Here is a 24,946-nt window from a genome sequence, read left to right on the forward strand (position 1 = left end):
ATTGAGGTGACTGAATATGCTGTTCAACGCACGCGAGCGGTTCACGCTGTCGGACAAGTTCATCGATCAATACCGCGGCAAACAGCCCAACTGGGGGCCGCTCGGTTACGTCACCTTCAAACGCACGTACGCGCGTGTCGTGCCCGGCGACGGTGGCCGCACCGAGGAGTATTGGGAAACCGTCCGCCGCGTCGTCGAAGGCTGCTACACGATCCAATGGAACCATTGCCGCAGCCTGAAGCTCCCGTGGAACACCCAGAAAGCCCAGCGTTCGGCGCAGGAAATGTTCAACCTGATGTGGGAGTTCCGGTTTCTGCCTCCCGGACGCGGCCTGTGGATGATGGGTACGGACTACATCTACGAACGCGGGTCCGCCGCGCTCAACAATTGCGCGTTCGTCTCGACCGACGAAATCAGCTTCAACTTCTCGGAGCCGTTCTGTTTCCTGATGGACATGTCGCTGCTCGGCGTTGGCGTCGCGTTTGACACCAAAGGCGCGGGCTCCGTCGTCATTCACGATCCGCGCCCGTCCGACGCCGCGTATATCATCGAGGACTCGAAAGAAGGCTGGGTGGAACTGGTTCGCGTCGTTCTCGAATCGTACGCGGGCCGCGGCAAGAGGCCTGTGAATGTAGACTACTCGCAGATTCGTCCCGCGGGTTCGCCGATTCGCACGTTCGGCGGCATTGCTCCGGGTCCCGCGCCGTTAATGGATTGCATCAAGAATATCGACGACGTGTTGCGCCCGCGCATCGGCGAACGCATCTCCTCCGGAGACATTACCGACCTGATGAACGTGATCGGTAAATGCGTCGTGTCCGGCGGCGTGCGCCGCACGGCGGAACTTGCGCTCGGCAGCGCCGACGACGGCGAGTACCTTCAGTTGAAGGACCCCGACAAAAACCACGAGAAGCTCATGGCGTGGCGGTGGGCGTCGAACAACAGCGTCACCGCGGCCATCGGCATGGACTACCAAAAAGTCGGAGAACAGACCGCGAAAAACGGCGAGCCGGGGTACTTCTGGCTCGAAAACGCCAAGGCGTTCGGCCGGCTGAAAGACGGCCCCAACTGGATCGACGCGAAAGTCGCCGGCACGAACCCCTGCGCGGAGCAGAGCCTCGAATCCTACGAGATATGCAACCTCGTCGAGACGTTTCCGTCCCTGCACGATAACTACGAGGAATACAAGCGCACGCTCAAGTATGCGTACCTGTACGCGAAGACCGTCACGCTCGTCCCGACGCACAACGAACGCACCAACGCGATCATGCTGCGCAACCGCCGCATCGGCCTGTCGCAATCCGGAATCATCCAGGCGTTCGAGAAGCACGGGCGCCGCGCGCATTTCGAGTGGTGCGACGAGGGGTACAAATACATCAGTCAGCTCGACAAGATTTACGCGCAGTGGTTGTGCATCCCCGAGAGCATCAAGAAAACCAGCATCAAACCCAGCGGCACGGTGTCGTTGCTGCCCGGCGTTACGCCCGGCATTCACTATCCGCACTCCGAGTTCTACTACCGCACGATACGGCTCGATAAGACGAGCCCCCTGGTCGAGGCCATTCGGCGGGCGGGATATCGCATCGAGGACTCGGTCTACGGCGACAACACGCTCGTCGTCTACTTCCCCGTGAAATCGCCCGACTTCGAACGATCGAAAACCGACGTTTCCGTTTGGGAGCAGGTCGAGAACGTAGCGCAGATGCAGTACTTCTGGGCGGACAACCAGGTGAGCGCGACGATTACGTTCAAGCCGGAGGAAGCGAAAGACATTCCGAAGATACTCGAATTGTACGAGCCGCGCCTGAAATCGATCAGCTTCCTTCCGCTCGTCGAGCACAACTACCCGCAGGCGCCGTACCAGGAAATCACCGAGGAGATGTTCGTGAACGCCGCCGCGCGCATCCGCGATCTCGACTTCGAGAATCTCAATACGAAGGAGACGGCCGATCTGTATTGCGATGGCGAGAAATGCGAGGTGGTGCTGCCGACCATCGAGCCGGCCGTCGTTCCGCAGGAAGAATTCGAATTCTCGTTCGAGAAGCCGAACGGTGGAAACGGCCAGCAGACGCGCAAAGAAAAAGAAGTGGAGACGCCCGTCGGCGTGTAGCGCGACCTTGGCGGGCGCCATCGACCGTGCCGCGGTCCGCAGTCAATTGCCGAATTCGGTTGAACGAGGGTGATACCGTGGGGAGGGTTCCATGCGTCTCGACCGCCGCAGTTTCCTGACCGCAACTACCGCCGCGCTCACGGCGTCGTGCGCTACGCGCTCGACTGCGGAAAGGTCTGCATTTGGACTCTCCAACGACGGCAAGCGCGTCACCGTGCTCGACCGTGGAAGTCCCGTCTTCGTGTACAACTACGCGCCTGTCGATCCGCCCGCAGGCGTCGACGCGCGTTTTCGCCGCGCAAACTACATCCACCCGCTGTACAGCCCCGATGGCGCCATCGTCACCGAGGACTTTCCGAAAGATCACTACCACCATCGCGGCGTATTTTGGGCGTGGCCGAACTGCCGCGTCGGCAGACGAAAGCTCAACGTGTGGGAGTTGGAGACGGGCCGCAGCGTATTCGAGACGTGGGCCGAACTCGCGGTCGCCCGGAATGAAGTCCGGCTCGAAGAACACAGCCTGTGGAAGTTCGATGATGGCGGGACTGCGCCCATCGACGAGCGTGTGTCGATCGTTGTCCGCCCGGAATCGAATCGCCAGCGCGCGATCGATTTCGCGTTGACCTTCAAAAACGTTGCTGAAACCGACGCAACGTTCCAAGGTTCCGATGCCTCGGCCGGAGCGGCGGGCACGGGCGCGAAAGGATACGGCGGGTTCTGCTTTCGCCCCGACGCGAACAACAAACCGTTCGTCTTCACCGCAAGAGACGGCGTCATTCCCGAAGACCGCATGGCCCATGAAACCACTTGGGTAGACATCTCGTGGGGAACGAAAGAAAAGCGCGGCGTGGCGATTGTCCAACACCCGTCGAACCCGGGTTACCCGCACCGCGGCTGGATGATCCGTCACTATGGCTTTCTCGGCGCGTCGTGGCCCCACAACGATCCGCATACCCTCAAACCCGGCGAGTCGTTCACGCTCCGCTACCGCCTCATTGTCCACGAAGGCGACGCGGTCGAAGCAGGCATCGGAAATGTTGCGGAATCCCTCGCCGGGAAACCCGACTGGTGATTCGTAGCATGACCTTGAAATTCCCGCGTCGTGTGCGGGAATTTCAAGGTGAGCTATTTCATCGCTTGGCGCCCGGGAAGATGCCTGTGTCACCTGCACCTGCGCATTAGCGCGCGTGGGCGTCCGCGTGACAATGGCCTGTTTCTCGCGCATGTGGAATCCGTCCGCGGTCGAGCGCCACGCCCCAAGCCGAGAGACTTCATGTTGACGCGCCGCAAACACATCGCAAAGGGCGAGCATTTCCCCGCCCCCGCCGCGAATTGATATGCTGCAACACGCACTCACTGAATTATGGCGAGCGATAATTACATCAAGTTCATGGGCACGGCGGGTTCCCGCTGGGTGGTCGCACGGCAGTTGCGCGCGTCCGGCGGCGTGTATCTCCATCTGTGCGGGAAGCGCGTGTATCTTGATCCCGGACCCGGCGCGATTGTGCGCTGCGCGCAGGCCGACCCGCCCATCGATCCGTCGTATCTCGATGGCATCATCCTCACGCACAGCCACATCGATCATTGCAGCGACGTGAATATTCTCATCGATTCGATGACAGGCGGCGGTTACAACAAGGGCGGCACGCTGTTCGCCCCGCGCGCGTGCCTCGAAGGCGAGGACCGCGTCGTGCTGAGTTACCTGCGGCCTTTCCTCGACGAGATCGTCACGATCGAGCCGTCCCACGCGTACCGTCTTGGCGACCTCGTATTTACGACGTCCATTCCACACCAGCACGGAACCGACACGTTCGGTGTCACGTTGAACATTGGCGAGACCAAGCTCTCGTTCCTCGTCGATACGCGATACTTTCCGGAACTGCCCGCGGCCTACGCGGGAAGCGACGTGCTCGTAATCTACGTTACGTTTCTCGACCCGGTTCCGCACCCGCGCATCATGCATTTGTGTGTCGACGACGTGAAGGAAATCGTCCGCAGCGTCCGGCCCCGCAAGGCTGTGCTCACGCATTTCGGCGTGAGTATGCTCGAAGCGGGGCCCGCGCACGTTGCGCGATCGTTGACGGACGAACTCGGCGTAGAGGTAGTTGCCGCGGAAGACGGAATGTCGCTCAGCCTATAGACACTTGGTATTGCGCGCTGTGGTCGGCGCCATATTGCCGCCGGCAATTTAGGAAGCGTTGTAGCCGGTATGTCGCGCAGGTCTCGGTGCGAATCGAGTGTGCGATTACGATCCTCCTTCGCCTGATCGGCTTCGGACGACAAGTCACGAGTACGAGCGCGACAATTGGCGCGAGTTTCAAACTCATCACACCGGAATTGCTTTAGATTTGGTCTGCGGCATCCCAGAACCACTGTTCGTCGCGCGTGAGGTGGCGCGGCAATCGGTCCGGATAGCCGAGCAGTTTCGCGCACTCCGCGATGCGTTCCGCCTCGTCGGAGTCCGCGACACACTCGTTGTCGGCCAATTCGCCCAGCGCGTTGGAAAGCCACGCCATGTCCGCGGAGAAATCCGGATAAACGTCCAGTTCGGGCCAGACCGCGTGCTCGGCCAGCCGCAGCGGCGCGGTATCGCACTCCGGCGCGATAATCGCGAGCACGCGCGACAACACATCCGCGTCGCCGTCGACTTCCCACCCCACGCGATCGCCCTTTGAAACTTCGCCAAGCTTCTGCGCGATGGAAGCGAGGATCGCGCTCACCTGCCCGCGCCAGACCTGGGCCGCGTCCACGCAGCGGCATTGCGCGCGAAGCAGCGCCGCGCGCAACAGGCCCGTCCTCAGCGACGGCGGCTGTGAATCGAGCAACTCTTCCGCTTCGCGGAATTCCTGGCGCACAATGCGCACGCCGATGGCGGGTTCGAGCAATCGTTCGATCGCGCGCGGGTCTTCGCTCAGGAAGGAATCCAGCACTGCGTCCGCCCTGCTGAATTCCCCCTCCTGGAGCCACAACTCGGCCAAACGCCGCGCGGCCTCGTAGCCCTCGTTCACGGTGCGCGCGTTCACCGCCTTCTCGAGTTGGCGCCGCTCTTCGTCGAACTCGCCGGCGCTGCGGAAATACGACGCCAGCGCGAGGTGAAATGCGTACGGACTTGTATCCTGGCTGTCCCGCAAGTCTTGCAGCCGGACGGCGCGATGGTAGCCGTCGAGCAAGGTCAGCGAGCGCAATTGGCGGCCAACCGAGTCCGGCGTAGGCTCGCTGTACGCGCGGGCCGGTATCGGCAACTGCAGAACGTTGTCCTGCACGAACGCGAATTGAATCCGCAATTCCTCGAACGACTGCCAGCGGTCGTGTGGGCTCTTTTCGAGGCAGCGCATGATGATGCGGTCCACGTCCTGCGGGCAGTTGCGCACGAGTTCGCGTAACGGCGCCGGCTCCTGGGATTCATGCATGCGCCGCAACTGCATCATATGGTGAATTGCATTGTCGGACTGCTCGACTGTGAACACGCGCGCGCCCGAGATGGCCTCGTACATGCAACATCCAAACGCATAAATGTCGGCAGTTTCGTTGACGTCGTCCGCGGCGGCGAACTGCTCGGGTGCCATGTACGCAGGCGTTCCAAATGCCGACCCGACGTGCGTAATGTTCGGACGATTGATCGCGGAGACGTCGACGAGCGATTCCAATCCTTCAATCGACCGGCAGCGCACCAGACCAAAGTCCGTGATCTTCAGCGTACCATCCGGCGCAATAAGCAGGTTCTCGGGCTTGAGGTCCCGGTGGACCAGGCCCGGCACGGACAGCGTGGCATGCGCCATTCCGTCGCAGCACTGAATGGCCCAATCGAGCGCCTGTTCGAGCGGGACCGGCCCGTTGCGCAAGTAATCCGCCAACGAAAGACGGCCGTCCGCGTCCGGCTCGACGTACTGCATGAACAGGTAGGGGACCGCGTTGATAATCTCGATGAAATACGCATGGACAATGTTCGGATGGAATCCGGTCAACATCCACGTGCGTGCCTCGCGAAGAAAGCGCTGCACCAGCGGAAGGTTCCGCGCGAAATGATGCTGAAACGTCTTGGCCGCGTACGGTCCGTCGTCGCCATCGACGATGTAGACGATCCCCATGCCACTGCGGCCCGGCCCGCCTTTCACGTCGCGAACGCGGTAGCGGCCGTCCAGCATCGAACCGATTGCAGCGAGGCGAAAACTGTCCGCCGCGTCGCCGAACGAATCTACGAACGTCGCCTTATCGCTGATGTCGTTGGGTGTATAGGGCGTGGTTGGGGCGTCCGCCTGATTGGAAGTGACGGACTGCACGCCTGGCTCCGCCATGGGGCCTCTTCCTATGATACGGCCGCAAAGGCCGACAGCGCCTCGTCGCGCGAACCGCAGATGTCGTATCGCTTCGCCAGGTTGGTGATCTTGAAGACTTCCGAAACGAAGGGGCTCATCCCGCACAACTTCATTTCGCCGCTGACGCGTTCGAGCGCCTTCGTCAACATGATGATCACGCGCAAGCCGCCGCTGCTGATGTACTCGACGCCCGACAAGTCCAACACGATGCGGTTCATGCCATCTTCGAGCAGGGTACGCAACGTGCGCTCGGCCTCCGGCGCCGACGGCGCATCGAACCGGCCCCGCATCGTTACGATCCAAATACCGTTGTCGATTTCGTGTTCAATTTCCATGCGTGCTTCCGAAATCTACGTTGCCACCAGCGTGTTGCAGTTTAGCGGAGACAGGCCGCGCCATGCCAGCGTGCGAAAACTTCTGCGGACCCTTGGCCTTGCTCATGGTCCATCGCTGCGTGATGGCAAGGCTCGTCGCCCACTCGAGCAACTGTCAGAACGGTCAAGGCCGCAAGATCGCGGAAGTGAAGCTCAACCTCAATATACGAACTTATGACAATCAATTACTATTGACTTTATCGAATATTTCGCGTATTATGCTGAATAAACGGCGGAATGCTAGCAGCTTATTCCGCTTCAAATTGACGAACATTCGGAACGCCCGGAGGTTCCATGCCAGACGTTACACTGGTCTCTGTCGCTCCCGGCAGATGCACCTCCCGGCCAGCATGCCGGGCGGCATTCGGCGAGGTGTGGACCGTTTGGGTCGTCGAACATGTGGTGAGGTGGTAATCCAGCTCGACGACGAGACTAAAGACGTGTCAGTGCCCCGCAGCACGGTGGCTGCGGCGCCGGATGTGTCTCACGGCGGGCGGTTGTGTTCGAGCGGAAAAGGGGCAATTGGATGGGACTGGGCATTCAAGGACTTTCGCTGGCGAAACAGTTCAGTCTGGTGATCGCGCTGTTGGTGGGCGCGATCGCGGTCATCTCGGGGTATGGAGTTGTGACCCTGAGAGATACCGCCACGGGCATTACCGCGATGAACAAAGAAGTCCAGGTGAACGGGCCGCTGTACGGGACTATCGTGGATTCCAAGGACGCGCTCGCGGACGTGCTGCCCCCGCCGCTCTACATCATCGAGTCCTATCTGACGGCGTATGAACTGATCGATGCGAAAGACGCGGAAGAAGCGGGGCGGCTTCGGGAGCAGATGGAACGCCTTCAATCCGAGTTCGAGGCCCGGGAACAGTATTGGGCCAATAAACTACAGGATGGGTCGTTGAAGTCCGCGTTGACGCAGGAAATTCCGGCGGCAGCGGACCAGTTCTTCGAGTGTGTAGACAAGGAATTCTTGCCCGCGATTACCAAGGGAGATTCCGCACTGGCGAAGCAGATTCTCCGTGGCGAGCTCCGCAGATACTATGTCGAGCAGCGCAAGGCGGTGGACGGCGTGGTCGGGTTGAGCAACGCGATCTACGAGACGACGCAATCCGAGTTGGACAAGCAGGTCGCGCAAATCGACGCGACCGTCGCACAGGAAGTCGGTACGAGCGCGAAGACCTACGCCGGAATCGCCATCGCCGCGGTGGCCGGTTCGGTTGCATTGGCGTTTCTTATCATGCGCAGCGTGACGCGCCGCGTAAACGCCATCGTCAACTCATTGGCGGTAGGCGCCGCCCAGATTAATTCCGCGTCGCTCCAGGTGTCCGAGTCGAGCCAGCAGATGGCGGCGGGCGCGAGCGAGCAGGCATCGTCGCTCGAGGAGACTTCCGCCTCGCTCGAACAAATTGCATCGATGATCAAGCAGAACTCGGACAATGCGCGCCAGGCCAGCGGAATGGCGAACACCGCGCGTGACGCCGCGCACGACGGCCGGGTCGCGATGGAGCGTATGTCGGGGGCAATACAGAGAATCAAGGGGTCGTCGGACGAAACGGCGAAGATAATCAAGACCATCGACGAGATAGCGTTTCAGACGAACCTCCTCGCGCTGAACGCCGCGGTCGAGGCCGCGCGCGCGGGCGACGCGGGCAAAGGGTTCGCGGTCGTGGCCGAAGAAGTGCGCAACCTGGCGCAGCGCAGCGCCGAGGCGGCGCGCAGCACGTCGTCGCTGATTGAGGAGTCGCAGAAAAACGCGGACAGCGGCGTATCGGTGTCCGGCGAGGTCGGGACGAAACTCGACGCGATAGCGGCATCGATCGAGAAGGTGAGTCAATTGGTTGAAGAAGTCGCTGCGGCGAGCAACGAACAGTCGCAGGGTATCGGCCAAATCAACACGGCCATGTCGCTGATGGACAAGGTGACGCAGTCGAACGCGGCGGTGAGCGAGCAGTCCGCGGCGGCGAGCCAGGAGCTCAACGCGCAGGCGAACGAACTGAACACGATGGTGGCTGAGCTCGTTGCGCTGATTGGCGGCAGCGGCGCGGCAACGGCCCCGAATGGACGGCCGATGCTCGGCGGGCCAAAGCGCCCCGGTCTGCCTGGGCCGAATGGCAATGCCGCTTCCGCGCCCAAAGAGCGCCGCGCGTCCGCAAAGGTTGGCGTCCCCGCCAGGGCGTCGGTGAAGAAAGCGGACGAGGTCATTCCGCTCGATGACGAGGACTTCGGCGACTTCTAGAGCGAATCGAGAAGCGTCGAAGTCGGTATGTCCCGTAGGTTTCGGTGCACATCGAGTGTGCCTTTACGATCACGAGAAGGCGGCAGCAGGGGTTTATTCGCAGAGTGGATCGATTGTGCCGGCCACATGATTGGTGCAATTGTCGTAGCCGATCGGACTAGCATACAAGGCTTGCAGGTCCCCGATATTAACGGTTCACGCCGAACACTCGCGCAGGATTGCGAGAATCTCCTCGACCGCGGTCTCCAGCCCGATGAACACCGCGCGGGAGATAATCGAGTGGCCGATATTGACTTCATTAAGCCCCGGGATGGACGCGATCGGACGCAGGTTGCGCACGGTGAGGCCGTGGCCCGCATTGAATATCAGACCGTTTGCGATGGCGCGCGCGGCCGATTCGGCGATGCGGTCGATTTCATTTACGATGTCGCGCTCGTCGGCGTTCGCGTACGCGCCCGTGTGCAGTTCGACGAAATCCGCGCCAACGGCCGCGCTCGCGTCAACCTGTGACAACTCGGGATCGATGAACAGACTCACCTTGATCCCCACGTCGTGAAATTGCTTCGTCACTTCGCGCAGCCGGGCCACCTGCGACGCAACGTCCAACCCGCCTTCCGTCGTCACTTCGCGGCGGTTTTCGGGAACCAGGCAGACCGTATGCGGCTTTGTTTTCAGCGCAATCGCGACGATCTCGTCGACAGCCGCCATTTCGAGATTCATCCGCACCTGCAACACGTCCATTAATTGCGCTACGTCGCGGTCCTGAATGTGGCGGCGATCCTGGCGCAGGTGAATCGTGATCTGGTGTGCGCCGGCAATCTCGCAAATCTTGGCCGCCGCGATGAGGTCGGGCTCGCGGCCTTTGCGCGCCTCGCGCAACGTGGCTACGTGGTCGATATTGACACCGAGTTCAATCATGCGCCGTGAATTCCAATGCGTGTCAGGAAGGCGAGTTCTGTGCCGCGGCCTCGGCACCCTGCCGGAACGCCTCCCCGGCGCGGTCCAATGCGGCTTTCATTTCGGCCAGCGCGTTGTAGAGGCCTTCCAGCAATTCCGTCTTCGCACCCGCGGAACCTTCTTTGAATTCCTTCAGCTTCTGCTCAAAAGCTTCCTTCTTCTGATCGAACTCTATGCGCAGTTTCTCGAATTGTTCCTTGGCTTCTCCCTGAAGCTTGCCCGAATCGTTGGCGAGGTCGTCCGCAATCTCCTGCAGTTGTTTGGCGATACGGTCGATTTCCGCTTCCGCGTTCTCGGAAATCTCCTCCTTGGCCGCGTCGGCGGCCTCTTTCAATCCGCTCTTCAGCTTCGAGATGGCCTCGTCGATTGACGGCGCCTTCGTCTCCGCCGCGGGCGATTCGGTCGCAGGGGGCGCTTCGGCGGGCGGCGCGTCAACAGGCTTTTCGCCACAGCCAGCGCCGCACAGCCAGGCTAGCGCGATCAGTAACGCAAGGTGCTTCATTCGGGCTGGTCCTTCAGGCCGCGAACAAGCTCGATCAGCTCCTGGGCCAATTCTTCGTCAATCGCATTCAACGCGGTGTACTCGCGCATCACGGCGTCGCGATTTCCCATCGCGGCGTAAATCTCCCCGCGCGTCATGTGCGCGACGGCGTACCCCGGCTGCACGCGCAGGGCCTCCGTGCAGGCATCGATCGCTTCCTGATGGCGTCCCAACTCGATCAGGGCCGCGGCGCGGTTGTTGTGCAGCTTTGCGTTCGCCGGATCGAGTGACACCGCTTTGCTCCACGCGGAGAGCGCCGCCTCGAACTCGCCCTGCTCAAACAATTCGTAGCCTTTGGCGACCAGGGCAGCGACCACGTCCGGGCTGGTTGCGGGCGCCGCGGCAGCCTTGTCTTTCGCGGCCGGCTTCGCCGGCGCGGGTGGCTCGGGCGCGGGGGGCGCCGGCGCCGGCAGTAGCGCGGCAAGGCGCGGGTCGTTCGCGGGGATGTTCAGATCGACCCTAACCTTCTCGAGCGCGGCGTAGGCTTCCTTGTGGTCCGGCTCCGATTTCAGCGCCTCGATGAAACAGTCGAACGCCTTTTCCTTCTGGCCGCTCGTGTAATACACGCACCCGATATCGTGCGCGTGCTGCGGGTCCTCCGGTTCGAGCGCGCGTGCGCGTTCGTACGAGGCGATGGCGTCCGCCGGTTTACCCAGCCGGTACAGGCAGAAGCCCGCGTTCGCGTGCGCAAGCGCCATGTCCGGCGCGCGCTTGGCCACTTCCTGAAAGATGCGCAGCGCGCCGTCGAACTCGCCGTCTTCCGCGCGCCGGACTCCGCGTGCGAACAGGCGGTCGACTTTCAGTTTCTCGATATATCGCAACATCGCCCAGACCTCAGGCTATTGGAATTCCCACCACCCCGTATTGTACCGACCGGGTCCCCAGCGCGCCACTGGCGGCGTACGTCATGCCGCGCCGCGTTGAGCGGCGGAGGCGTCGCGCTGCGGCCGGAACAGGCAATCGACGACATTGCGCACGTACTGTTCATCCGCTACGCCGAGTGTGGCTTCCTCCGGGAACGGGGCGATCGCGCGGAACCGGTTGGCGATCTCGGCAAAAAGCTCGACGCGCGCCGCGGGCTCGAGCGTGTCGCGGCGCATGACCGCCTGCAGCGCAATGCGCGCCTCTTCCGGCGACACCCGCTGGCGCAGACGCGCCTCGATGTGCGGGAAATCGCGAAGCGAATTGTATTTCCCGCCGAGAACGAGTTCGAGGTCGGGTTCGGCGATTTTCGGCGTGTAGGTCACGATCGTGTTCGCCGCGAAATCGCCGAGCCGCTGGCAGCGCTTGCTCAAGACGCACGCGATGCCCCCCACCAGGTAGAAGACGGGGAGCGCGTCAACCGTGCGCATGAGGTTGCGAATCACGATCTGCGAGAATTGCAGCCGCAGGCCCTGTTCGTCGATTACGCGCAGGCGCATCGCGTATTTCCCAACCGTCTGCCCGCGCCAGAACCACTCGAGCGCGATCCCGTACCCGATATTGACGATGAACATCAGCACATACATGACCGCGCTCAAGAAATCCTGCATGTACTCGAACGCGAAAAGTCCAAGGCTGAGCAGGAGGTTCACGGCATAGCCCGCCATGACGTAGAGCACGGCGATGACCGCCAGATCGATGACCCACGCCATAAATCGCGTGGTCGGCCCCGCGAGCTGCATTGAAAACACAATGCCCTCGGGCGTCTTGATGGTCATCACACTCGTTCGGTTGTCCATTCCCTGCCCTTCCGCCGGTGGAGTCAGCCTACTGAACCTATGGCCCGGATACAAGCCCAGCCGGCAGTGGGATTGGCTCGCGGGCATCTGATATACTTCGCCCCTAGCAGCTTGAATTCTTTATTTCCCGCGGCGCCCGGAAGGGGCAGTCCAGGCGGTACTCTGTGCCGCGCGGGGCCAATCCAAGGCGAACGGAACGATCGTGGACAAACTATACGTATCCCGCGAGGGGCTGGAAAAGCTGAAGGACGAGTTGGCGGCGTGTAAATCGCGGCGGATGGAAGTGGCCGCGATCATCGAGCATGCCCGCGGCTTCGGCGATCTGCGGGAAAACGCGGATTACCACGCCGCGAAGGAAGAGCAGGCCATGCTCCATGCGCGCATTCGCGACCTCGAAGACAAGGTTGCGCGCGCCGAAGTCCTGGACGACAAACAGGTGGATACCAGCAAGGCGTTCATGGGTTCCGTCGTGCGCGTCCTGAACACGAAAACAAAGAAAGAGTTCACGTACACGCTTGTCAGCCCTGTCGAGGCAGACATGGCGACGGGCAAAATCAGCGTTCGTTCGCCCGTCGGTGAGGCGCTCCTGGGAAAAAGCGTAGGAGAATCGGCCGTAGCGATAGTCCCAGCGGGGAATATCGAGTTCAAGGTGTTGGATATTTCGAGGTGAAGGGGTCAGGGGATAGGAGACAGGAGACAGGAGACAGGAGACAGGAGTCAGGAGTCGGGAGCAGAAAGTGCGAAGCTGAGAATTTGTTTGACTATTACCCTCAACTATGTGTTGGCTCTTTCGAAACCCGAAACCCGAAACCCGAAACCCGAAACCCGAAACCCGAAACCCGAACCGTCCAATGATACGCATACATTGATTATGGATACCGAGAATTAATGCCCAGGCGCGCGGACATACACAAGATATTCATCATCGGCAGCGGGCCAATTGTGATTGGCCAGGCCTGCGAGTTCGACTATTCCGGCACGCAGGCGTGCAAGGCGTTGCGTGAAGAGGGTTACGAGGTCGTGTTGGTCAACAGCAACCCCGCGACGATCATGACCGACCCGGAGACCGCCGACCGCACGTACATCGAGCCGCTGACCGTCGATATGCTCGAACGCATCATCGAGCGCGAAAAGCCGGACGCCCTGTTGCCCACCGTTGGCGGCCAGACCGCGCTGAACCTCGCGGTGAAACTTGCCGAAGCAGGGATTCTCGAGAAGCACGGCGTCGAGCTGATCGGCGCAAAGTTGCCCGCGATCAAGAAAGCGGAAGACCGCGGCCTGTTCAAAGAGGCCATCCTCGGCTGCGGACTAGAAGTGCCGCGCAGTCTCGTCGTCCACTCGCTCGAGGAGGCGCGCGAGTTCGGCGCGGAATTGGGCTACAAGGCGATCATTCGCCCGGCGTTCACGCTTGGCGGCAGCGGCGCGGGCGTATCGTTCAACCGCGAAGAATACGAGAAGGTCGTCGAATGGGGCCTCGAGTGCAGCCCCGTCACCGAAGTGCTCGTCGAAGAGTCCGTACTCGGCTGGAAAGAGTATGAGCTCGAAGTGATGCGCGACTTGAAGGACAACGTCGTCATTATTTGCTCGATCGAAAACTTCGATCCAATGGGCATTCATACGGGCGACAGCGTCACGGTCGCGCCGGCACAGACGCTGACGGACAAAGAGTACCAGACGATGCGCGACGCCGCGATCAAGATCATTCGCGCCATCGGCGTCGAGACCGGCGGATCGAATATTCAGTTTGCGGTCGATCCAACGAACGGCCGAATGACGGTCATCGAAATGAACCCGCGGGTGTCGCGCAGTTCGGCGCTCGCGTCGAAAGCCACAGGTTTCCCCATCGCCAAAATCGCCGCGAAACTTGCCGTCGGCTATTCGCTCAACGAAATCCGGAACGACATTACACGGGAGACACCCGCATCGTTCGAACCCACCATCGACTACGTCGTGACAAAGGTCCCGCGCTGGGCGTTCGAGAAGTTTCCCGGATCGAACTCGACGCTGACGGTGCAGATGAAGAGCGTGGGCGAAGCGATGAGCATTGGCCGCACATTCAAGGAATCGCTGCAAAAGGGCCTGCGTTCGCTCGAAACCGGCCGGCACGGCCTCGGCGCGGACGGCAAGGACAAGACGCTAACCGGCGATGCGTGTTCCGTCGAAGAACGCGAGGCGCTTATCCGCGCGATCCAGACACCGGTGCCCGAACGGTTGTTCCAAATTGCGCGCGCGTTCCGCGCGGGCGCGACCGTCGAGGAGATTTTCGAAGCGACGGCCATCGACCCGTGGTTCCTGCGCAATATCCGCGAGATCATCGTCGAAGAGCAAACGCTGCGCAATGCGAATCCCGACGACCCGCAGGTCCTGCGTCGCGCGAAAGAGATGGGCTTTTCCGACCATCAACTCGGCCACCTCTGGGGTCTCAGCCCGATGACCGTGCGCGAAAAGCGCAAGAAATACGGCATCGTACCGACGTACAAGCTCGTCGATACCTGCGCGGCGGAATTCGAAGCGTACACGCCGTATTACTACTCGACCTACGGCGACGAGGACGAAGTGCGCCCGGCGGACAAAGAAAAGATCATGATCATCGGCGGCGGGCCAAACCGCATCGGGCAGGGCATCGAGTTCGACTACTGCTGCGTCCATGCCTCGTTCGCGCTGAAGGATGACGGCTACGAGACCATCATGGTCAACAGCAATCCGGAAACCGTCTCGACCGATTACGACACCTCCGACCGGTTGTACTTCGAGCCGGTGACGCTCGAAGACGTCCTGAACATATACGAGCGCGAAAAGCCAAAAGGCGCGATCGTTCAGTTCGGCGGTCAAACTCCGCTGAACCTCGCGATGGCGCTGTCGAAGGCAGGTGTGCCGATTATTGGCACGACGCCGGAGAGCATCGCGCGCGCGGAGGACCGCAAAGAGTTCCGCGATCTCGTCGAAAAGCTCGAACTGCTCCAACCGCAGAACGACACCGCCACGTCGCTCGACGAAGCGCTGGCGATCGCCGAGAACATCGGTTATCCCGTCGTGGTACGGCCCTCGTTCGTGCTCGGCGGACGCGCGATGGAGATCGTATATGACCACGTCGCCCTCGCGCGCTACATGACCCACGCGGTCGAGGCGTCGCCCGATCATCCGATCCTCATCGACAAGTTCATCGAAGGCGCGATCGAGATCGACGTAGACGCGATCGCCGACGGCACGGACGTAATCGTCGCCGGCATCATGCAGCACATCGAGGAGGCCGGCGTCCACAGCGGCGACAGCGCGTGCATTCTTCCACCCTACGATCTGGATTCCGGCTTGATCGAGCGGCTAAAGGACCAGACCCGCGCGCTTGCCCGCGAGCTTAACGTCATCGGCCTGATGAACATTCAGTACGCGATCAGCGACGACAAGATTTACCTGCTGGAAGTGAACCCGCGCGCATCGCGCACGGTGCCGTTTGTCAGCAAGGCCACGGGAATTCCGCTCGCCAAACTCGCCGCGCGCATCATGGCTGGAAAGACGTTGCGCGAACTCGGCCTGACCGACGACCCGCAACCCGACTTCGTCAGCGCGAAGGAAGTCGTCCTGCCGTTCATCAAGTTCCCCGGCGTGGACATTCTGCTTGGCCCGGAGATGCGCAGCACGGGCGAGGTCATGGGCATCGACTATACGATGGGCATGGCGTTCGCCAAGAGCCAAATCGCGGCGGGCAACCGCCTGCCCGAGGGCGGCGCCGTATTCATCAGCCTGAACGATCGCGACAAACGCAAGATGGGAACGTTGGGCACGGACATCGCGTCGCTCGGGTTTACCGTGCTTGCCACCGAAGGCACCGCGGCGTTGCTGCGCCAACAGGGCGTCGAGGTCGAGCGCGTGTTCAAAGTGGGGGAGAAGCGCCCGCACATCGTGGACCGTATGATCAACGGCGACGTGCACTGGGTCATCAACACGCCGTTCGGCGGAGAATCCGTGTTCGACGAAAAGGCCATTCGCCGGACGGCGCTCGAGCGCGGCATCACGCACATGACGACGCTCGCCGCCGCGCGCGCCGCCGTTATGGCGTTGAAGGCCGAGCGCGAGGGAACGATGGCCGTGCGGTCCCTGCAAGAGTATCACGCCGACGCGGGCACCCGGCCCGCGCTTGCGACCTGAGCCGCGCTGCGAAACAATAGTCCCGGAGAGGCTGAACGGACTGGGGAGTCGCATGGCAACGGGACGCCTGTTTGTGGTGGCAACGCCGATCGGCAATCTGGACGATATCGGCGCGCGCGCGTTGCGCGTGCTCACGTCCGTTTCGCTCGTTGCCGCCGAAGACACCCGCCACTCGAAGAAACTTCTCGACCATTTCCAGATTCGCACCCCGCTCACGAGCTACCACGATCACAACGAAACGGAAAAGGCCGGCGCGTTGCTCGACGCGCTGCGCGAAGGCCGGGACGTTGCGCTGATTACGGACGCGGGCACGCCGTGCATTGCCGATCCCGGCTTTCGCGTCGTTCGCGCCGCGCGCGACGCCGGCATTCCCGTCGAGACCGTGCCCGGGCCGAGCGCAGTCGTCGCGGCGCTTTCGATCAGCGGATTGCCGTCGGATGCGTTCGCATTTCACGGTTTCTTCCCACGCAAAGCGAAGGACGCGGATCGGGCGATCGAGAAGGCGCGGTCATTCGGCGGGACGCACATCTTCTACGAGGCTGCCAACCGCGTGCTCGATACACTATCGCTCCTCGCCGCAAAAGCGTCCGATGCCGAAGTCTGCGTCGCGCGCGAACTCACCAAAATGCACGAGGAAGTCGTTCGCGGCACGGCGAAGTCTGTCGGAGAGCATTTCGAACACAACCCGTTGAAGGGCGAATGCGTCATTCTGATCTACTTTGGCGCGGCGGCCGATTCGGCCGCTTCCCTTACCGACGACGAAATCCGCGCGGCGGTCGATGACGTTATAGCGACGCAATCCGTTTCCCGGCGCGACGCGATTCGCGCCGTCGCATCGCGGACCGGCATTCCACGCAACCGGGTGTACGACGTGGCAGGTAAAGCATGATTCCCGCAGCCGAACTTGCGCACAGCCTTCCGGTGACCGTCGAGCGCAGCGCGCTCATCATGCGGTACCTGATCGCCTTGATCATCGGGCCCATATTCCTGCTCGGCTATTTTGGCGGGGAGTACTTCGATTTCTTCGTCATCACCGGCATGGTCATGGCGCACAACCTCTACGTCCACGTTGTGCTGTGGGCGCGGGCGTACCGCCTCTTCTTCACGCGAACGAACTTCTTCATTTATCTCGTGCAAATCAGCATCATCATGGCGATCACCGGCGGCGAAAGCAGCGACGCGTATCTGCTCTATCATTTGCTGATCATCGGCTTCAGCGCCTACGACCGGCGGTTCGGACGCGTCATCACCGCCACGCTGGTGTGCCTTGCAGCGTACATCGTGGTGATCCTGATAGAGAAATACCGCTCCGGCTTCTCGCTCACCCTCGGCGCGGTTGTCGTGCGTCTCCTGAGCACCTTCATCGTCGGGTGGATGATTGCGTCGCTGTCCGAACGGCTGCGCCGCGCGGAGGTCACCGCGGCGGAACAGACCGCGCAAATTGCCGCGTCCGAAGCGACGCTGCGCGCCATTCTCAACAGCGCGGGCGATCCCATCGTCGTGTTCGACGACAATGAGTACATCGTGGAGGCGAACGAACGCGCGTCGGAGTTTCTGGGAGTTCCGCGCGTTCAACTGGTCGGGCAGCGGTTGCGCGCCTACCTGTTCGACGACGGCGCCCTCCCGCACAAGCTCGCCGACCTTCGCGCCCGGGGCCAGGCGCACACACACGAAATCGCGCTTCCCCGCTCCGGCGAAGAGCGCGCGGTGGACATGATCGCGCGGTCGTTCATTCGTGAGGGTGTGCGCTACTTCATCGTGTTGCTCCGGGACGTTACGTACCAGAAGAACATCGAGGAGGCGTCGCGCGTGCTCGAGGCGCGGCTCGAAAAACTCAACACGGACCTGCGGCAACTCGACCGCCACAAGTCCGAGTTCATGCACGCCATTTCCGCGGGCATACGCACGCCGCTCGCGGCCGTCGCGGGCTACGTCGATATGCTTATCGACGGAGAACTCGGCGACGTCAATCCCGATCAAAGCAAGGCGCTGCAAACCTGCCGGCGCGCGTTGCAGCGGGTGTTTCGTTTGGTTGAACGAACAATCGACGCGTATTCGCCACGGTTTGGCAGGGAATCGACGGCGGATAAGGACGCGGTGGCGGCTGCCGCGGCAGAACAAAAGCGGGAACCGAAATAAGAGTGGAGCCAGCGGCCCGCGCCGGGGGTGGCGGCGCGGGCCCTGATAAAACGAGGGGGAAGAGGGGTAGTGGGGAATCTCGTTTCGGCGCGGCGGCTGTGTTTGGGGAAGAGGGGGTTGCCCTCCGCGCCGTGTCACTTGGGGTGATTCAACTCACTGGCTCCGTATAAGTAATTCAAATCATGCGCACTTTATTTCACGCATGCGTAAGTGTCTGTGAGGCAATATGTTCCGAACAGCGCGCCAACCCCGATCGCGAGAAAGCGTTGCGCCCTCTGTTCGCGAAAGATGTCACAGGTGCTAATTCGGAAATCGTGGAATCGGGCTGATGCCAGCCACCCCCGCAAGCGCCGGGAACTTGCGGGGGTGGTCCTTGTCAAGAGGATTACCGACTACGGGTACAGAATATGGCTGAACTCGTGGAAGACCAGTCCGCCTTCGTTCACCGGGAACGTGTTGCCGCCCGTACCGCTGTACTTCAGGAATTCCACGTGGCCGTCCATGTACAGCACGTTGCAGCCGCCCGGAATGTGGTTGAAATGGGTCGCCTCGTCGGCGGAAATCTCGTCCCACATGATTGCGAGTTGCGACTGCGCTACGGCGCTGCCCGCGGGATTGTTGATATCCGTGATCATGAACCGCTCGATGCCTTCGCGTAACCGCCGGTTGGCGTCGCCGCCCGCGTTGCCCGTGCCCGGCACAACCGACCAGTCGCTGTTCGTGCCGTCGAGCGCGTCTTGGGGGGATGTATTCAGCAGGGTGAATAAGTCGGCGACGTTTGTCTCGAGGGCAGGTATCGCGGCAGGCCCGGTTTGCGCGTTTTCGATCGCCCACCCGAGGTAGATGTACGGATGTTCGTACACTTCGCACGGCTCGACAGTCCCGTTATTCGCGAACGGTTGGACGAATGCGCCATCGCCGTTCCACAATGTCGACGGCGTGTTTCCCTCGTCCCAAAGTTCGATTGCGTTCCCGCCCGACGGCGCGCTCGGGCAAACGAGCACGTTCAGATCGGTCAAATACTCCGGGTATGTCGATTCCGCGCGAAAGATCGTCGCGCCCGGGGCCGGGTTTCCGTTGCAGTCCAGGGCCTTCATCGGCGGAAACTTTTCCCCGCGCGATTCGCCCGAGTACATTTTGAAGATAATTCCCATTTGCTTGAGATTGTTCTGGCAACTTGCGCGGCGGGCGGCCTCGCGCGCGCGCGCAAGCGCGGGCAGCAGGATCGCCGCGAGGATCGCGATAATCGCGATGACGACCAATAACTCGATCAAAGTAAATCCATGACGTTTCATGGCTGGCTCCACTCCATAATGTGTAAATGAATGCAATTCGTTCGCCCCGGAATACGCGCATTCGCGCCGTTCGCGGGACACAGCGATGGATAAAATTTGGATTAGACGATCGGGAGAGTGGGGGGAGCGCGGCGCAAGTGCGGGAAACACGATTCGTCCCGCACGGCCGGCGTCAGACAGGACGCCAGGTTCTCGAACTCAAGGGAGACTTGAGGAAGAGGCAAATCGGCGGCAAGCGTCGGGAGCGTCGTCGCCCCCGCGAGCTCGCACAGGGCGCACGCGTGGTCTTGATGGTGAACGGGGGCGGGAGTAGATGGCGCGTGCGAGGAGCCGCAATGCGATTCCGTCGCGGCCATTTCGAGCAATAGCAGCGTCTCGTGCGTCGCCGCGATGGCGATGAAAATCGCCAGAACCACCGCCATACCGCGAACTATTTGGTTGTATTGGTGATACATCGCGTCAAGAGGGCCTTTCCCACAGCACTTCACCGGCCCAGCAAAACCAGTCATTACACTATAACACAGTTTTCCCGGCAATGAAACTCCTCGGGTCGCGATGCGCATGGGAGCGCCGGGGAAGGAGTCCAGGCATGGACCGCCTTCCCCGGCCTTGAGGAGTGGACAATCGGAATTGGGCCTTTCGTCCCGTCAGTGGGTGCAGCTCTCCTTCCTGCACAAGAGATAGTTTCGGAGGTGTCCCACGGAAAGTATGCCGCCGCCGGCGACAGTCAGGGCGCGTTCGCCCCATTCGCCGAAGGTTTCGTGCCCGTAGAACGCGGCATACACGAGCAAGCCCAATCCAAGCAATCCCATCACTACGACCGCCACGTCCTTGTGCTTGCGGCAACCCAGAGTGACCGCGACCGCGCTGGACGGCAACACGAGCCACAGCATGAACGAATGGAACCGTTCCTCGCCGACGAGGCTGCCGGCAAGTGCGGGGATCAACGTAAGCGCGATCGGCATTGCCGCGCAATGCACGACGCAGACGGCGGTGAGGCAAATCGCGATCCGATCCAATGCGAGTTGTACTTTTCCGGCTGACATCGTCACGCCATCCGTTCCGCGGACGGCCATTGTTGAGGTATCATTGGGTCTACTCCGTGTCGCTGAGTTCGTGGAAAACGAGCCCGCCGAAATTCATCGGGTACGGGCCGATCCCCGCGTTCCATTTGACGAACTCCACGTGCCCGTCCATGTACAGGACCGTTGCCCCGCCGGGCACGTGCACGAAGTGGGTCGGTTCGTCGGATATGCCGGAGTGCATGACAACGACATCGGACTGCGCCTGTGCGCCGCCCGCGGGGTTGTTGATATCCGTGATGAAGAACCGCTCGATGCCCTCGCGCAAGCGCTTGAGTTCGGTGCGCCCGTTCGGCAGCGCAAACCCGAGATCCCAATCGCGGTCGGGCGCGCCGGCATCCCCTCCCAACTCGACTGCGTCGTCCACGACAAGCCCCGCGGCGAACAGCGGATCGAAGTCCGCTTCCGTCGTCCATCCGTCAAACGTGTTCCTCGATACGGCATAGCCGTTGTAATAATAGGGCTCCGTATTGACTTCGCACGGCTCCACGGTCCCGTTGTCCGTAAATCCGGGCATCGCCTGCCACAGTTCCCACGATGTATTTCCTTCGTCGTAAACGACCTCGGGATCGTCGTGGTGTACCCAGCTCGGGCTGAGGAGTACGCGCCAGTCCGACAGGTACTCGGGGAAAATCGCATCGGGTTTAGGTATCTGGTTCCACGCGACCAGGGAACCATCGCACTGGAAAACCTTCATTTGGGGATACTTCTCGCTTTTCGATTCGCTCGAGTACATTTTGAAGACGATTCCCATTTGCTTAAGGTTGTTCAGGCACGACGCCCGTTTTGCCGCTTCGCGCGCCCGCGCGAGCGCGGGCAGGAGGATCGCGGCGAGGATCGCGATAATCGCGATGACAACGAGCAGTTCGATTAGCGTAAATCCATGACGTTTCATGGTATGAGTTCTCCATAGTTTGAGTGCGCGCCAGCGCACGAACGCCGTCGCAGTTGTCGTTCGTTTCACGCGAGATGCAGTTCGAGAGACGGACTTTCCCCAGTTGACGCGGAAAGTGCGCCAACGACTTAGAACTTCTAACAATACTGACGTCTTTGCGTTTACCCCGAAGGGGTTTCGGCGCGCAGCCCAAGGGTTGGCCCGCCGAAGTCGCTTCGACGTAGGCGGGGCTACCCTGGGTACCGACCACCCCCATTTGGGAATGTACCCTGAAGGGGTTTCGGCACTAGTGTTAGAGGCTCTTAGGGATATTGCGTCTTTACGCGGGAAGAACGCGGGAGGGAGGAGCGCGGCGAAGGTGCGGGAAGCATGATGTATCCCGCACGCCCGGCGTTAAGCGCGAGGCGATGCCTACGTTCTCAACGCCATCGAGGGGGAGTGGCAGTTCCGCCGCCAACGCCGGAAGCGTTGGCGCACCCGCCAGCACGCACAAGGGACACGCGATTTCTCGATGATGCGTGGGGGCGGACGAACCGGGCGTGTGCTCCGAATCGCAATGCGAATGCGCGAGAGTCAAAGGGATCGCAAGCAGTGTCTCGTGCGCCGCAGCGACAGCCACAAACGCTGCCGCCAGAAGCGCCACGAAACGGATCGCGCCGCGCACAGAACGGTCCGCTTGATTCATGTGAAACACCAATCGCATTGTGCTTGCAGTCCTAGAGCGGACTATAGAGTATCGGCCTTAGCTTGTCAATAACGCAGTAACGAAGTGCCCACGGGCAAGCGTGTCATTCGCCCCGACGTCGTCCTCGACGTAGCGGTGCGGATGCTCCTCGTCGAGCTGGCCTGGCCCGCCGCAGTGGCCTTTCGAGTCGTGCAATAGCCGTACGGCAATGATTGCGATATTTGGCTCGACGCATAGCCAGTCGAATTGCGATCCGTACAATGTGCATACTGTAATCGGGTCGCAAGGTGTGTCCGTCTTCCGACCAAAGAACGTTCAACGATCAGCGGAGAATCGTTCATGTCCAAACCATGCTGCGTCACGACCGCCGTTGTTATTGCGCTCTCACCGCTGCTCGCTCCCGGCTGCGCAACGTCGCCGATGGACGCAGGCGGGCGCGGCGTACCAACGCCCTTCGGCGGGAACGCCCATGCCATCCCGGGACTGATCGAAGCGGAACATTTTGACGACGGCGGCCCGGGGGTCGCGTACAGCGACGTGGACGAAGTGAATCACGGCGCGCCGTATCGCGGCGTCACACACGTGGATACCGAACAACGCGCCGACGCGTCCAACGGCTACGGTATTGGCTGGTCCCGTGCGGGCGAATGGCTGGCCTATACCGTCGATGTGCAATCGAACGGAACCTATACCATCGAAATTCCCGTTGCCTCCCAAAAGGAAGGCGGTGTTTTCCATCTCGACATCGCCGGCAAGGACGTGACTGGACCGATCCGCATTCCGGACACCGGCGCGTGGACCAAACTGGCGACACTGCATGTGAAAAACGTTCGTCTTGAGAAGGGCGTTTACGTGATGAGGCTGATCATGGACATCAACGGCGCATCGGGCGGCATCGGCGATGTCGATTATTTGAAGTTCAGTCTCGAACGCTGACGCGGTACCGGTTCGACTGTCCAGCGGAGAACCTCGCGATGTTCATCTGTGAATCACTGGAGCGGCGCGGCAATGACACTTGCGTCCTACTGGCGACCGCAATCACCGTCGGCTTCGTTTGCGTGTCCCTCGCGGAAACGACTGCGGTCACCCAAGACTTCGCTACGGACCCAAACTGGGACGGACGCAACAACGTGCGCATGGAACAAGGCCGCGAGAAGAAGCAGGACTTCGGATTCTCGCAAACCAACCACGCGGGCGGCGGCATTGGCGAAATCGGCGGGTCGGTGTGCCGCTCGGTGAAGCCCGCTACGTATTCGGTCGCCATCGAGCCGAAGACGCTTGATGATCAACTCAAAGCGTCGGGGCGGTTCAACGTGACGCACTCCGAAGGCGGCAGCGGGCTCCTCGTCGGCTGGTTCAATAGCACGTCGCGCGGGTGGCGCACGCCGAACGCGCTGTTTATGCGCATCGACGGCGAATCGAATTCGTTCCGAATCTTTTACGAATACGGCACACAGAACTGGAAGACCGGCGGCGGCCAGACCTTCGAGGGCATGTACCAGACAAACCCGTCCTCGAAGATTCCAGTCGGCGGGAAACCGCACGAGTGGTCGATCGAATACGACCCCGACGGCGCGGAAGGACGCGGCGAAATCGCGCTGACACTCGACGGCGAAGTATTCAAAGCGCCGCTCGACGAGGGCCACAAGGCCGACGGCGCGACCTTCGATCGGTTCGGCATCATGAACCAACAAATCTACGGCGACCACCTCACGGCATACTTCGACGACATCACCATTGACGGCAAGCGCTTCGACTTCGCGGCGGACCCGAAGTGGGAGGGAGCGGGCAACCGCGACACGTTTAGTGACATTGCGATTCGTCCACACCACGATTTTGGCCATCGACCGACAAACTTTGCGGGCGGCGAACCGGGTGAAATCGGCGGGTTCATCTGGCGCATCGAGAGCGTCGATCCAGAACACGCGGGGTACTACGGCGCGCCAACCGGCCGCCTGACGATGAACGACAAGCTAACCGCAAGCGGCAAGGTCAGTTTTCGGCGCGCCGCCGTGGACTGCGGCCTGCTCATCGGCTGGTTCAATTCGCACACCGCCATCGGCGCGCCGCCCAACAACTTCGTCGGTGTGCTTGTCGAAGGCCCCAGCCGCATCGGCCACTACTTCCGCCCGGTATACGGCGCCTCCGACGACCAACGCGGAATCCAGGACGAAGGCCCCATCTTCAATCCCGACGGGAAGCAACGCACGTGGTCCGTTGTGTACGACCCCGACGCCAACGCAGGCCACGGCAGAATTACCGCCACGCTCGATGGTGAATCCGTTGACATGGACCTTCCGGAAACCGCCCGCAAGGGGAACGCCGTCTTCGATCGTTTCGGCATCGTGTCGTGGCAGCGCGGCGGCCACTACGTCGAGATGTATTTCGACGACATCACGTATACCGCGGCAGAGTGACGCGTGGCGTGGCGCGGCTGCAATCCGCT

At 61.4% G+C, this 24,946-nt stretch carries 21 protein-coding genes; 10 read left to right on the top strand and 11 right to left on the bottom strand.

All coding sequences use genetic code 11. The features are described 5' to 3' along the window. The first annotated feature begins 16 nt into the window (after positions 1 to 16). From HUU46_14785 to HUU46_14795, 3 genes are all read left to right on the top strand, one after another. Positions 17 to 2,110, top strand: coding sequence for a fused protease/ribonucleoside-triphosphate reductase (locus HUU46_14785; GenBank protein ID NUM54910.1), 2,094 nt, complete (start codon positions 17 to 19; stop codon positions 2,108 to 2,110). Between the two features lie 91 nt (positions 2,111 to 2,201). After that, positions 2,202 to 3,182 (top strand): PmoA family protein, encoded by a 981-nt coding sequence (locus tag HUU46_14790; protein ID NUM54911.1) that lies wholly within the window; start codon positions 2,202 to 2,204, stop codon positions 3,180 to 3,182. Between the two features lie 291 nt (positions 3,183 to 3,473). After that, positions 3,474 to 4,250: an MBL fold metallo-hydrolase gene (locus HUU46_14795; protein NUM54912.1), complete on the top strand. Its 777-nt coding sequence runs from the start codon at positions 3,474 to 3,476 to the stop codon at positions 4,248 to 4,250. A gap of 202 nt (positions 4,251 to 4,452) precedes the next feature. Here HUU46_14795 and HUU46_14800 read toward each other — a convergent pair whose 3' ends face one another. Together HUU46_14800 and HUU46_14805 are read right to left on the bottom strand one after the other, a co-directional pair. Next, entirely contained in the window at positions 4,453 to 6,405 is a 1,953-nt protein-coding gene (locus tag HUU46_14800) for a serine/threonine protein kinase (GenBank protein NUM54913.1), read from the bottom strand. 11 nt (positions 6,406 to 6,416) lie between these two features. Beyond that, the gene (locus tag HUU46_14805; protein NUM54914.1) at positions 6,417 to 6,761 is read right to left on the bottom strand and encodes an STAS domain-containing protein; all 345 of its coding nucleotides are present in this window, start codon (positions 6,759 to 6,761) and stop codon (positions 6,417 to 6,419) included. 565 nt (positions 6,762 to 7,326) lie between these two features. Between HUU46_14805 and HUU46_14810 the strand changes: the two genes are divergently transcribed. Further along, positions 7,327 to 9,039, top strand: coding sequence for a methyl-accepting chemotaxis protein (locus HUU46_14810; GenBank protein NUM54915.1), 1,713 nt, complete (start codon positions 7,327 to 7,329; stop codon positions 9,037 to 9,039). 195 nt (positions 9,040 to 9,234) lie between these two features. Here HUU46_14810 and HUU46_14815 read toward each other — a convergent pair whose 3' ends face one another. The 4 genes from HUU46_14815 to HUU46_14830 all read right to left on the bottom strand — a co-directional run bounded on the left by HUU46_14815 (position 9,235) and on the right by HUU46_14830 (position 12,258). Beyond that, a complete protein-coding gene (locus HUU46_14815; protein NUM54916.1) occupies positions 9,235 to 9,957 on the bottom strand; it encodes a pyridoxine 5'-phosphate synthase in 723 nt (240 codons plus the stop codon). Between the two features lie 22 nt (positions 9,958 to 9,979). Further along, complete coding sequence (locus HUU46_14820) at positions 9,980 to 10,498, bottom strand: hypothetical protein (protein ID NUM54917.1); 519 nt, start codon at positions 10,496 to 10,498, stop codon at positions 9,980 to 9,982. Beyond that, positions 10,495 to 11,361 (bottom strand): tetratricopeptide repeat protein, encoded by an 867-nt coding sequence (locus HUU46_14825; protein NUM54918.1) that lies wholly within the window; start codon positions 11,359 to 11,361, stop codon positions 10,495 to 10,497. The genes HUU46_14820 and HUU46_14825 overlap by 4 nt, the downstream gene beginning before the upstream one ends. An 81-nt stretch (positions 11,362 to 11,442) precedes the next feature. Continuing rightward, complete coding sequence (locus HUU46_14830) at positions 11,443 to 12,258, bottom strand: RDD family protein (protein NUM54919.1); 816 nt, start codon at positions 12,256 to 12,258, stop codon at positions 11,443 to 11,445. Positions 12,259 to 12,460: 202 nt separating this feature from the next. Here HUU46_14830 and greA point away from each other — a divergent pair, with 202 nt between their 5' ends. From greA to HUU46_14850, 4 genes are all read left to right on the top strand, one after another. Next, positions 12,461 to 12,928, top strand: coding sequence for a transcription elongation factor GreA (gene greA, locus HUU46_14835; GenBank protein ID NUM54920.1), 468 nt, complete (start codon positions 12,461 to 12,463; stop codon positions 12,926 to 12,928). Positions 12,929 to 13,146: 218 nt separating this feature from the next. After that, complete coding sequence (gene carB, locus HUU46_14840) at positions 13,147 to 16,404, top strand: carbamoyl-phosphate synthase large subunit (GenBank protein NUM54921.1); 3,258 nt, start codon at positions 13,147 to 13,149, stop codon at positions 16,402 to 16,404. Between the two features lie 52 nt (positions 16,405 to 16,456). Beyond that, positions 16,457 to 17,293, top strand: a complete 837-nt coding sequence (gene rsmI / locus HUU46_14845) for a 16S rRNA (cytidine(1402)-2'-O)-methyltransferase (protein ID NUM54922.1) — start codon at positions 16,457 to 16,459, stop codon at positions 17,291 to 17,293. After that, positions 17,290 to 18,543 carry a PAS domain S-box protein gene (locus tag HUU46_14850; GenBank protein NUM54923.1) on the top strand — a complete coding sequence of 418 codons (1,254 nt, stop codon included), beginning with the start codon at positions 17,290 to 17,292 and terminating at the stop codon, positions 18,541 to 18,543. Before rsmI ends, HUU46_14850 begins: the two co-directional genes overlap by 4 nt. A 392-nt stretch (positions 18,544 to 18,935) precedes the next feature. Here the strand turns inward: HUU46_14850 and HUU46_14855 are convergent, their stop codons facing one another. From HUU46_14855 to HUU46_14875, 5 genes are all read right to left on the bottom strand, one after another. After that, entirely contained in the window at positions 18,936 to 19,838 is a 903-nt protein-coding gene (locus tag HUU46_14855) for a DUF1559 domain-containing protein (protein ID NUM54924.1), read from the bottom strand. A 101-nt stretch (positions 19,839 to 19,939) separates the two neighbouring features. Next, positions 19,940 to 20,260, bottom strand: a complete 321-nt coding sequence (locus HUU46_14860; GenBank protein ID NUM54925.1) for a DUF2946 family protein — start codon at positions 20,258 to 20,260, stop codon at positions 19,940 to 19,942. 225 nt (positions 20,261 to 20,485) lie between these two features. Then, positions 20,486 to 20,857 carry a MerC domain-containing protein gene (locus HUU46_14865; GenBank protein NUM54926.1) on the bottom strand — a complete coding sequence of 124 codons (372 nt, stop codon included), beginning with the start codon at positions 20,855 to 20,857 and terminating at the stop codon, positions 20,486 to 20,488. Positions 20,858 to 20,933: 76 nt separating this feature from the next. Then, positions 20,934 to 21,815: a DUF1559 domain-containing protein gene (locus HUU46_14870; GenBank protein ID NUM54927.1), complete on the bottom strand. Its 882-nt coding sequence runs from the start codon at positions 21,813 to 21,815 to the stop codon at positions 20,934 to 20,936. Between the two features lie 742 nt (positions 21,816 to 22,557). Next, on the bottom strand, positions 22,558 to 22,761 hold the full coding sequence (locus tag HUU46_14875) for a hypothetical protein (protein ID NUM54928.1): 204 nt from the start codon (positions 22,759 to 22,761) through the stop codon (positions 22,558 to 22,560). A gap of 78 nt (positions 22,762 to 22,839) precedes the next feature. Between HUU46_14875 and HUU46_14880 the strand changes: the two genes are divergently transcribed. Together HUU46_14880 and HUU46_14885 are read left to right on the top strand one after the other, a co-directional pair. Then, positions 22,840 to 23,436 (top strand): carbohydrate-binding protein, encoded by a 597-nt coding sequence (locus HUU46_14880; protein NUM54929.1) that lies wholly within the window; start codon positions 22,840 to 22,842, stop codon positions 23,434 to 23,436. A 38-nt stretch (positions 23,437 to 23,474) separates the two neighbouring features. Next, positions 23,475 to 24,917, top strand: a complete 1,443-nt coding sequence (locus HUU46_14885) for a hypothetical protein (protein NUM54930.1) — start codon at positions 23,475 to 23,477, stop codon at positions 24,915 to 24,917. Positions 24,918 to 24,946: the final 29 nt, after the last annotated feature.

The organism is Candidatus Hydrogenedentota bacterium (assembly GCA_013359265.1).
In the GTDB taxonomy this organism is placed as follows: Bacteria; Hydrogenedentota; Hydrogenedentia; order Hydrogenedentales; family SLHB01; genus JABWCD01.

Bases quoted from the DNA above. Each gene is read 5' to 3' on its own strand.
- HUU46_14785 (NUM54910.1), top strand. From the start codon at position 17: ATGCTGTTCAACGCACGCGAGCGGTTCACGCTGTCGGACAAGTTCATC.
- HUU46_14790 (NUM54911.1), top strand. From the start codon at position 2,202: ATGCGTCTCGACCGCCGCAGTTTCCTGACCGCAACTACCGCCGCGCTC.
- HUU46_14795 (NUM54912.1), top strand. From the start codon at position 3,474: ATGGCGAGCGATAATTACATCAAGTTCATGGGCACGGCGGGTTCCCGC.
- HUU46_14800 (NUM54913.1), bottom strand. From the start codon at position 6,405: ATGGCGGAGCCAGGCGTGCAGTCCGTCACTTCCAATCAGGCGGACGCC.
- HUU46_14805 (NUM54914.1), bottom strand. From the start codon at position 6,761: ATGGAAATTGAACACGAAATCGACAACGGTATTTGGATCGTAACGATG.
- HUU46_14810 (NUM54915.1), top strand. From the start codon at position 7,327: ATGGGACTGGGCATTCAAGGACTTTCGCTGGCGAAACAGTTCAGTCTG.
- HUU46_14815 (NUM54916.1), bottom strand. From the start codon at position 9,957: ATGATTGAACTCGGTGTCAATATCGACCACGTAGCCACGTTGCGCGAG.
- HUU46_14820 (NUM54917.1), bottom strand. From the start codon at position 10,498: ATGAAGCACCTTGCGTTACTGATCGCGCTAGCCTGGCTGTGCGGCGCT.
- HUU46_14825 (NUM54918.1), bottom strand. From the start codon at position 11,361: ATGTTGCGATATATCGAGAAACTGAAAGTCGACCGCCTGTTCGCACGC.
- HUU46_14830 (NUM54919.1), bottom strand. From the start codon at position 12,258: ATGGACAACCGAACGAGTGTGATGACCATCAAGACGCCCGAGGGCATT.
- carB (NUM54921.1), top strand. From the start codon at position 13,147: ATGCCCAGGCGCGCGGACATACACAAGATATTCATCATCGGCAGCGGG.
- rsmI (NUM54922.1), top strand. From the start codon at position 16,457: ATGGCAACGGGACGCCTGTTTGTGGTGGCAACGCCGATCGGCAATCTG.
- HUU46_14850 (NUM54923.1), top strand. From the start codon at position 17,290: ATGATTCCCGCAGCCGAACTTGCGCACAGCCTTCCGGTGACCGTCGAG.
- HUU46_14855 (NUM54924.1), bottom strand. From the start codon at position 19,838: ATGAAACGTCATGGATTTACTTTGATCGAGTTATTGGTCGTCATCGCG.
- HUU46_14860 (NUM54925.1), bottom strand. From the start codon at position 20,260: ATGGCGGTGGTTCTGGCGATTTTCATCGCCATCGCGGCGACGCACGAG.
- HUU46_14870 (NUM54927.1), bottom strand. From the start codon at position 21,815: ATGAAACGTCATGGATTTACGCTAATCGAACTGCTCGTTGTCATCGCG.
- HUU46_14880 (NUM54929.1), top strand. From the start codon at position 22,840: ATGTCCAAACCATGCTGCGTCACGACCGCCGTTGTTATTGCGCTCTCA.
- HUU46_14885 (NUM54930.1), top strand. From the start codon at position 23,475: ATGTTCATCTGTGAATCACTGGAGCGGCGCGGCAATGACACTTGCGTC.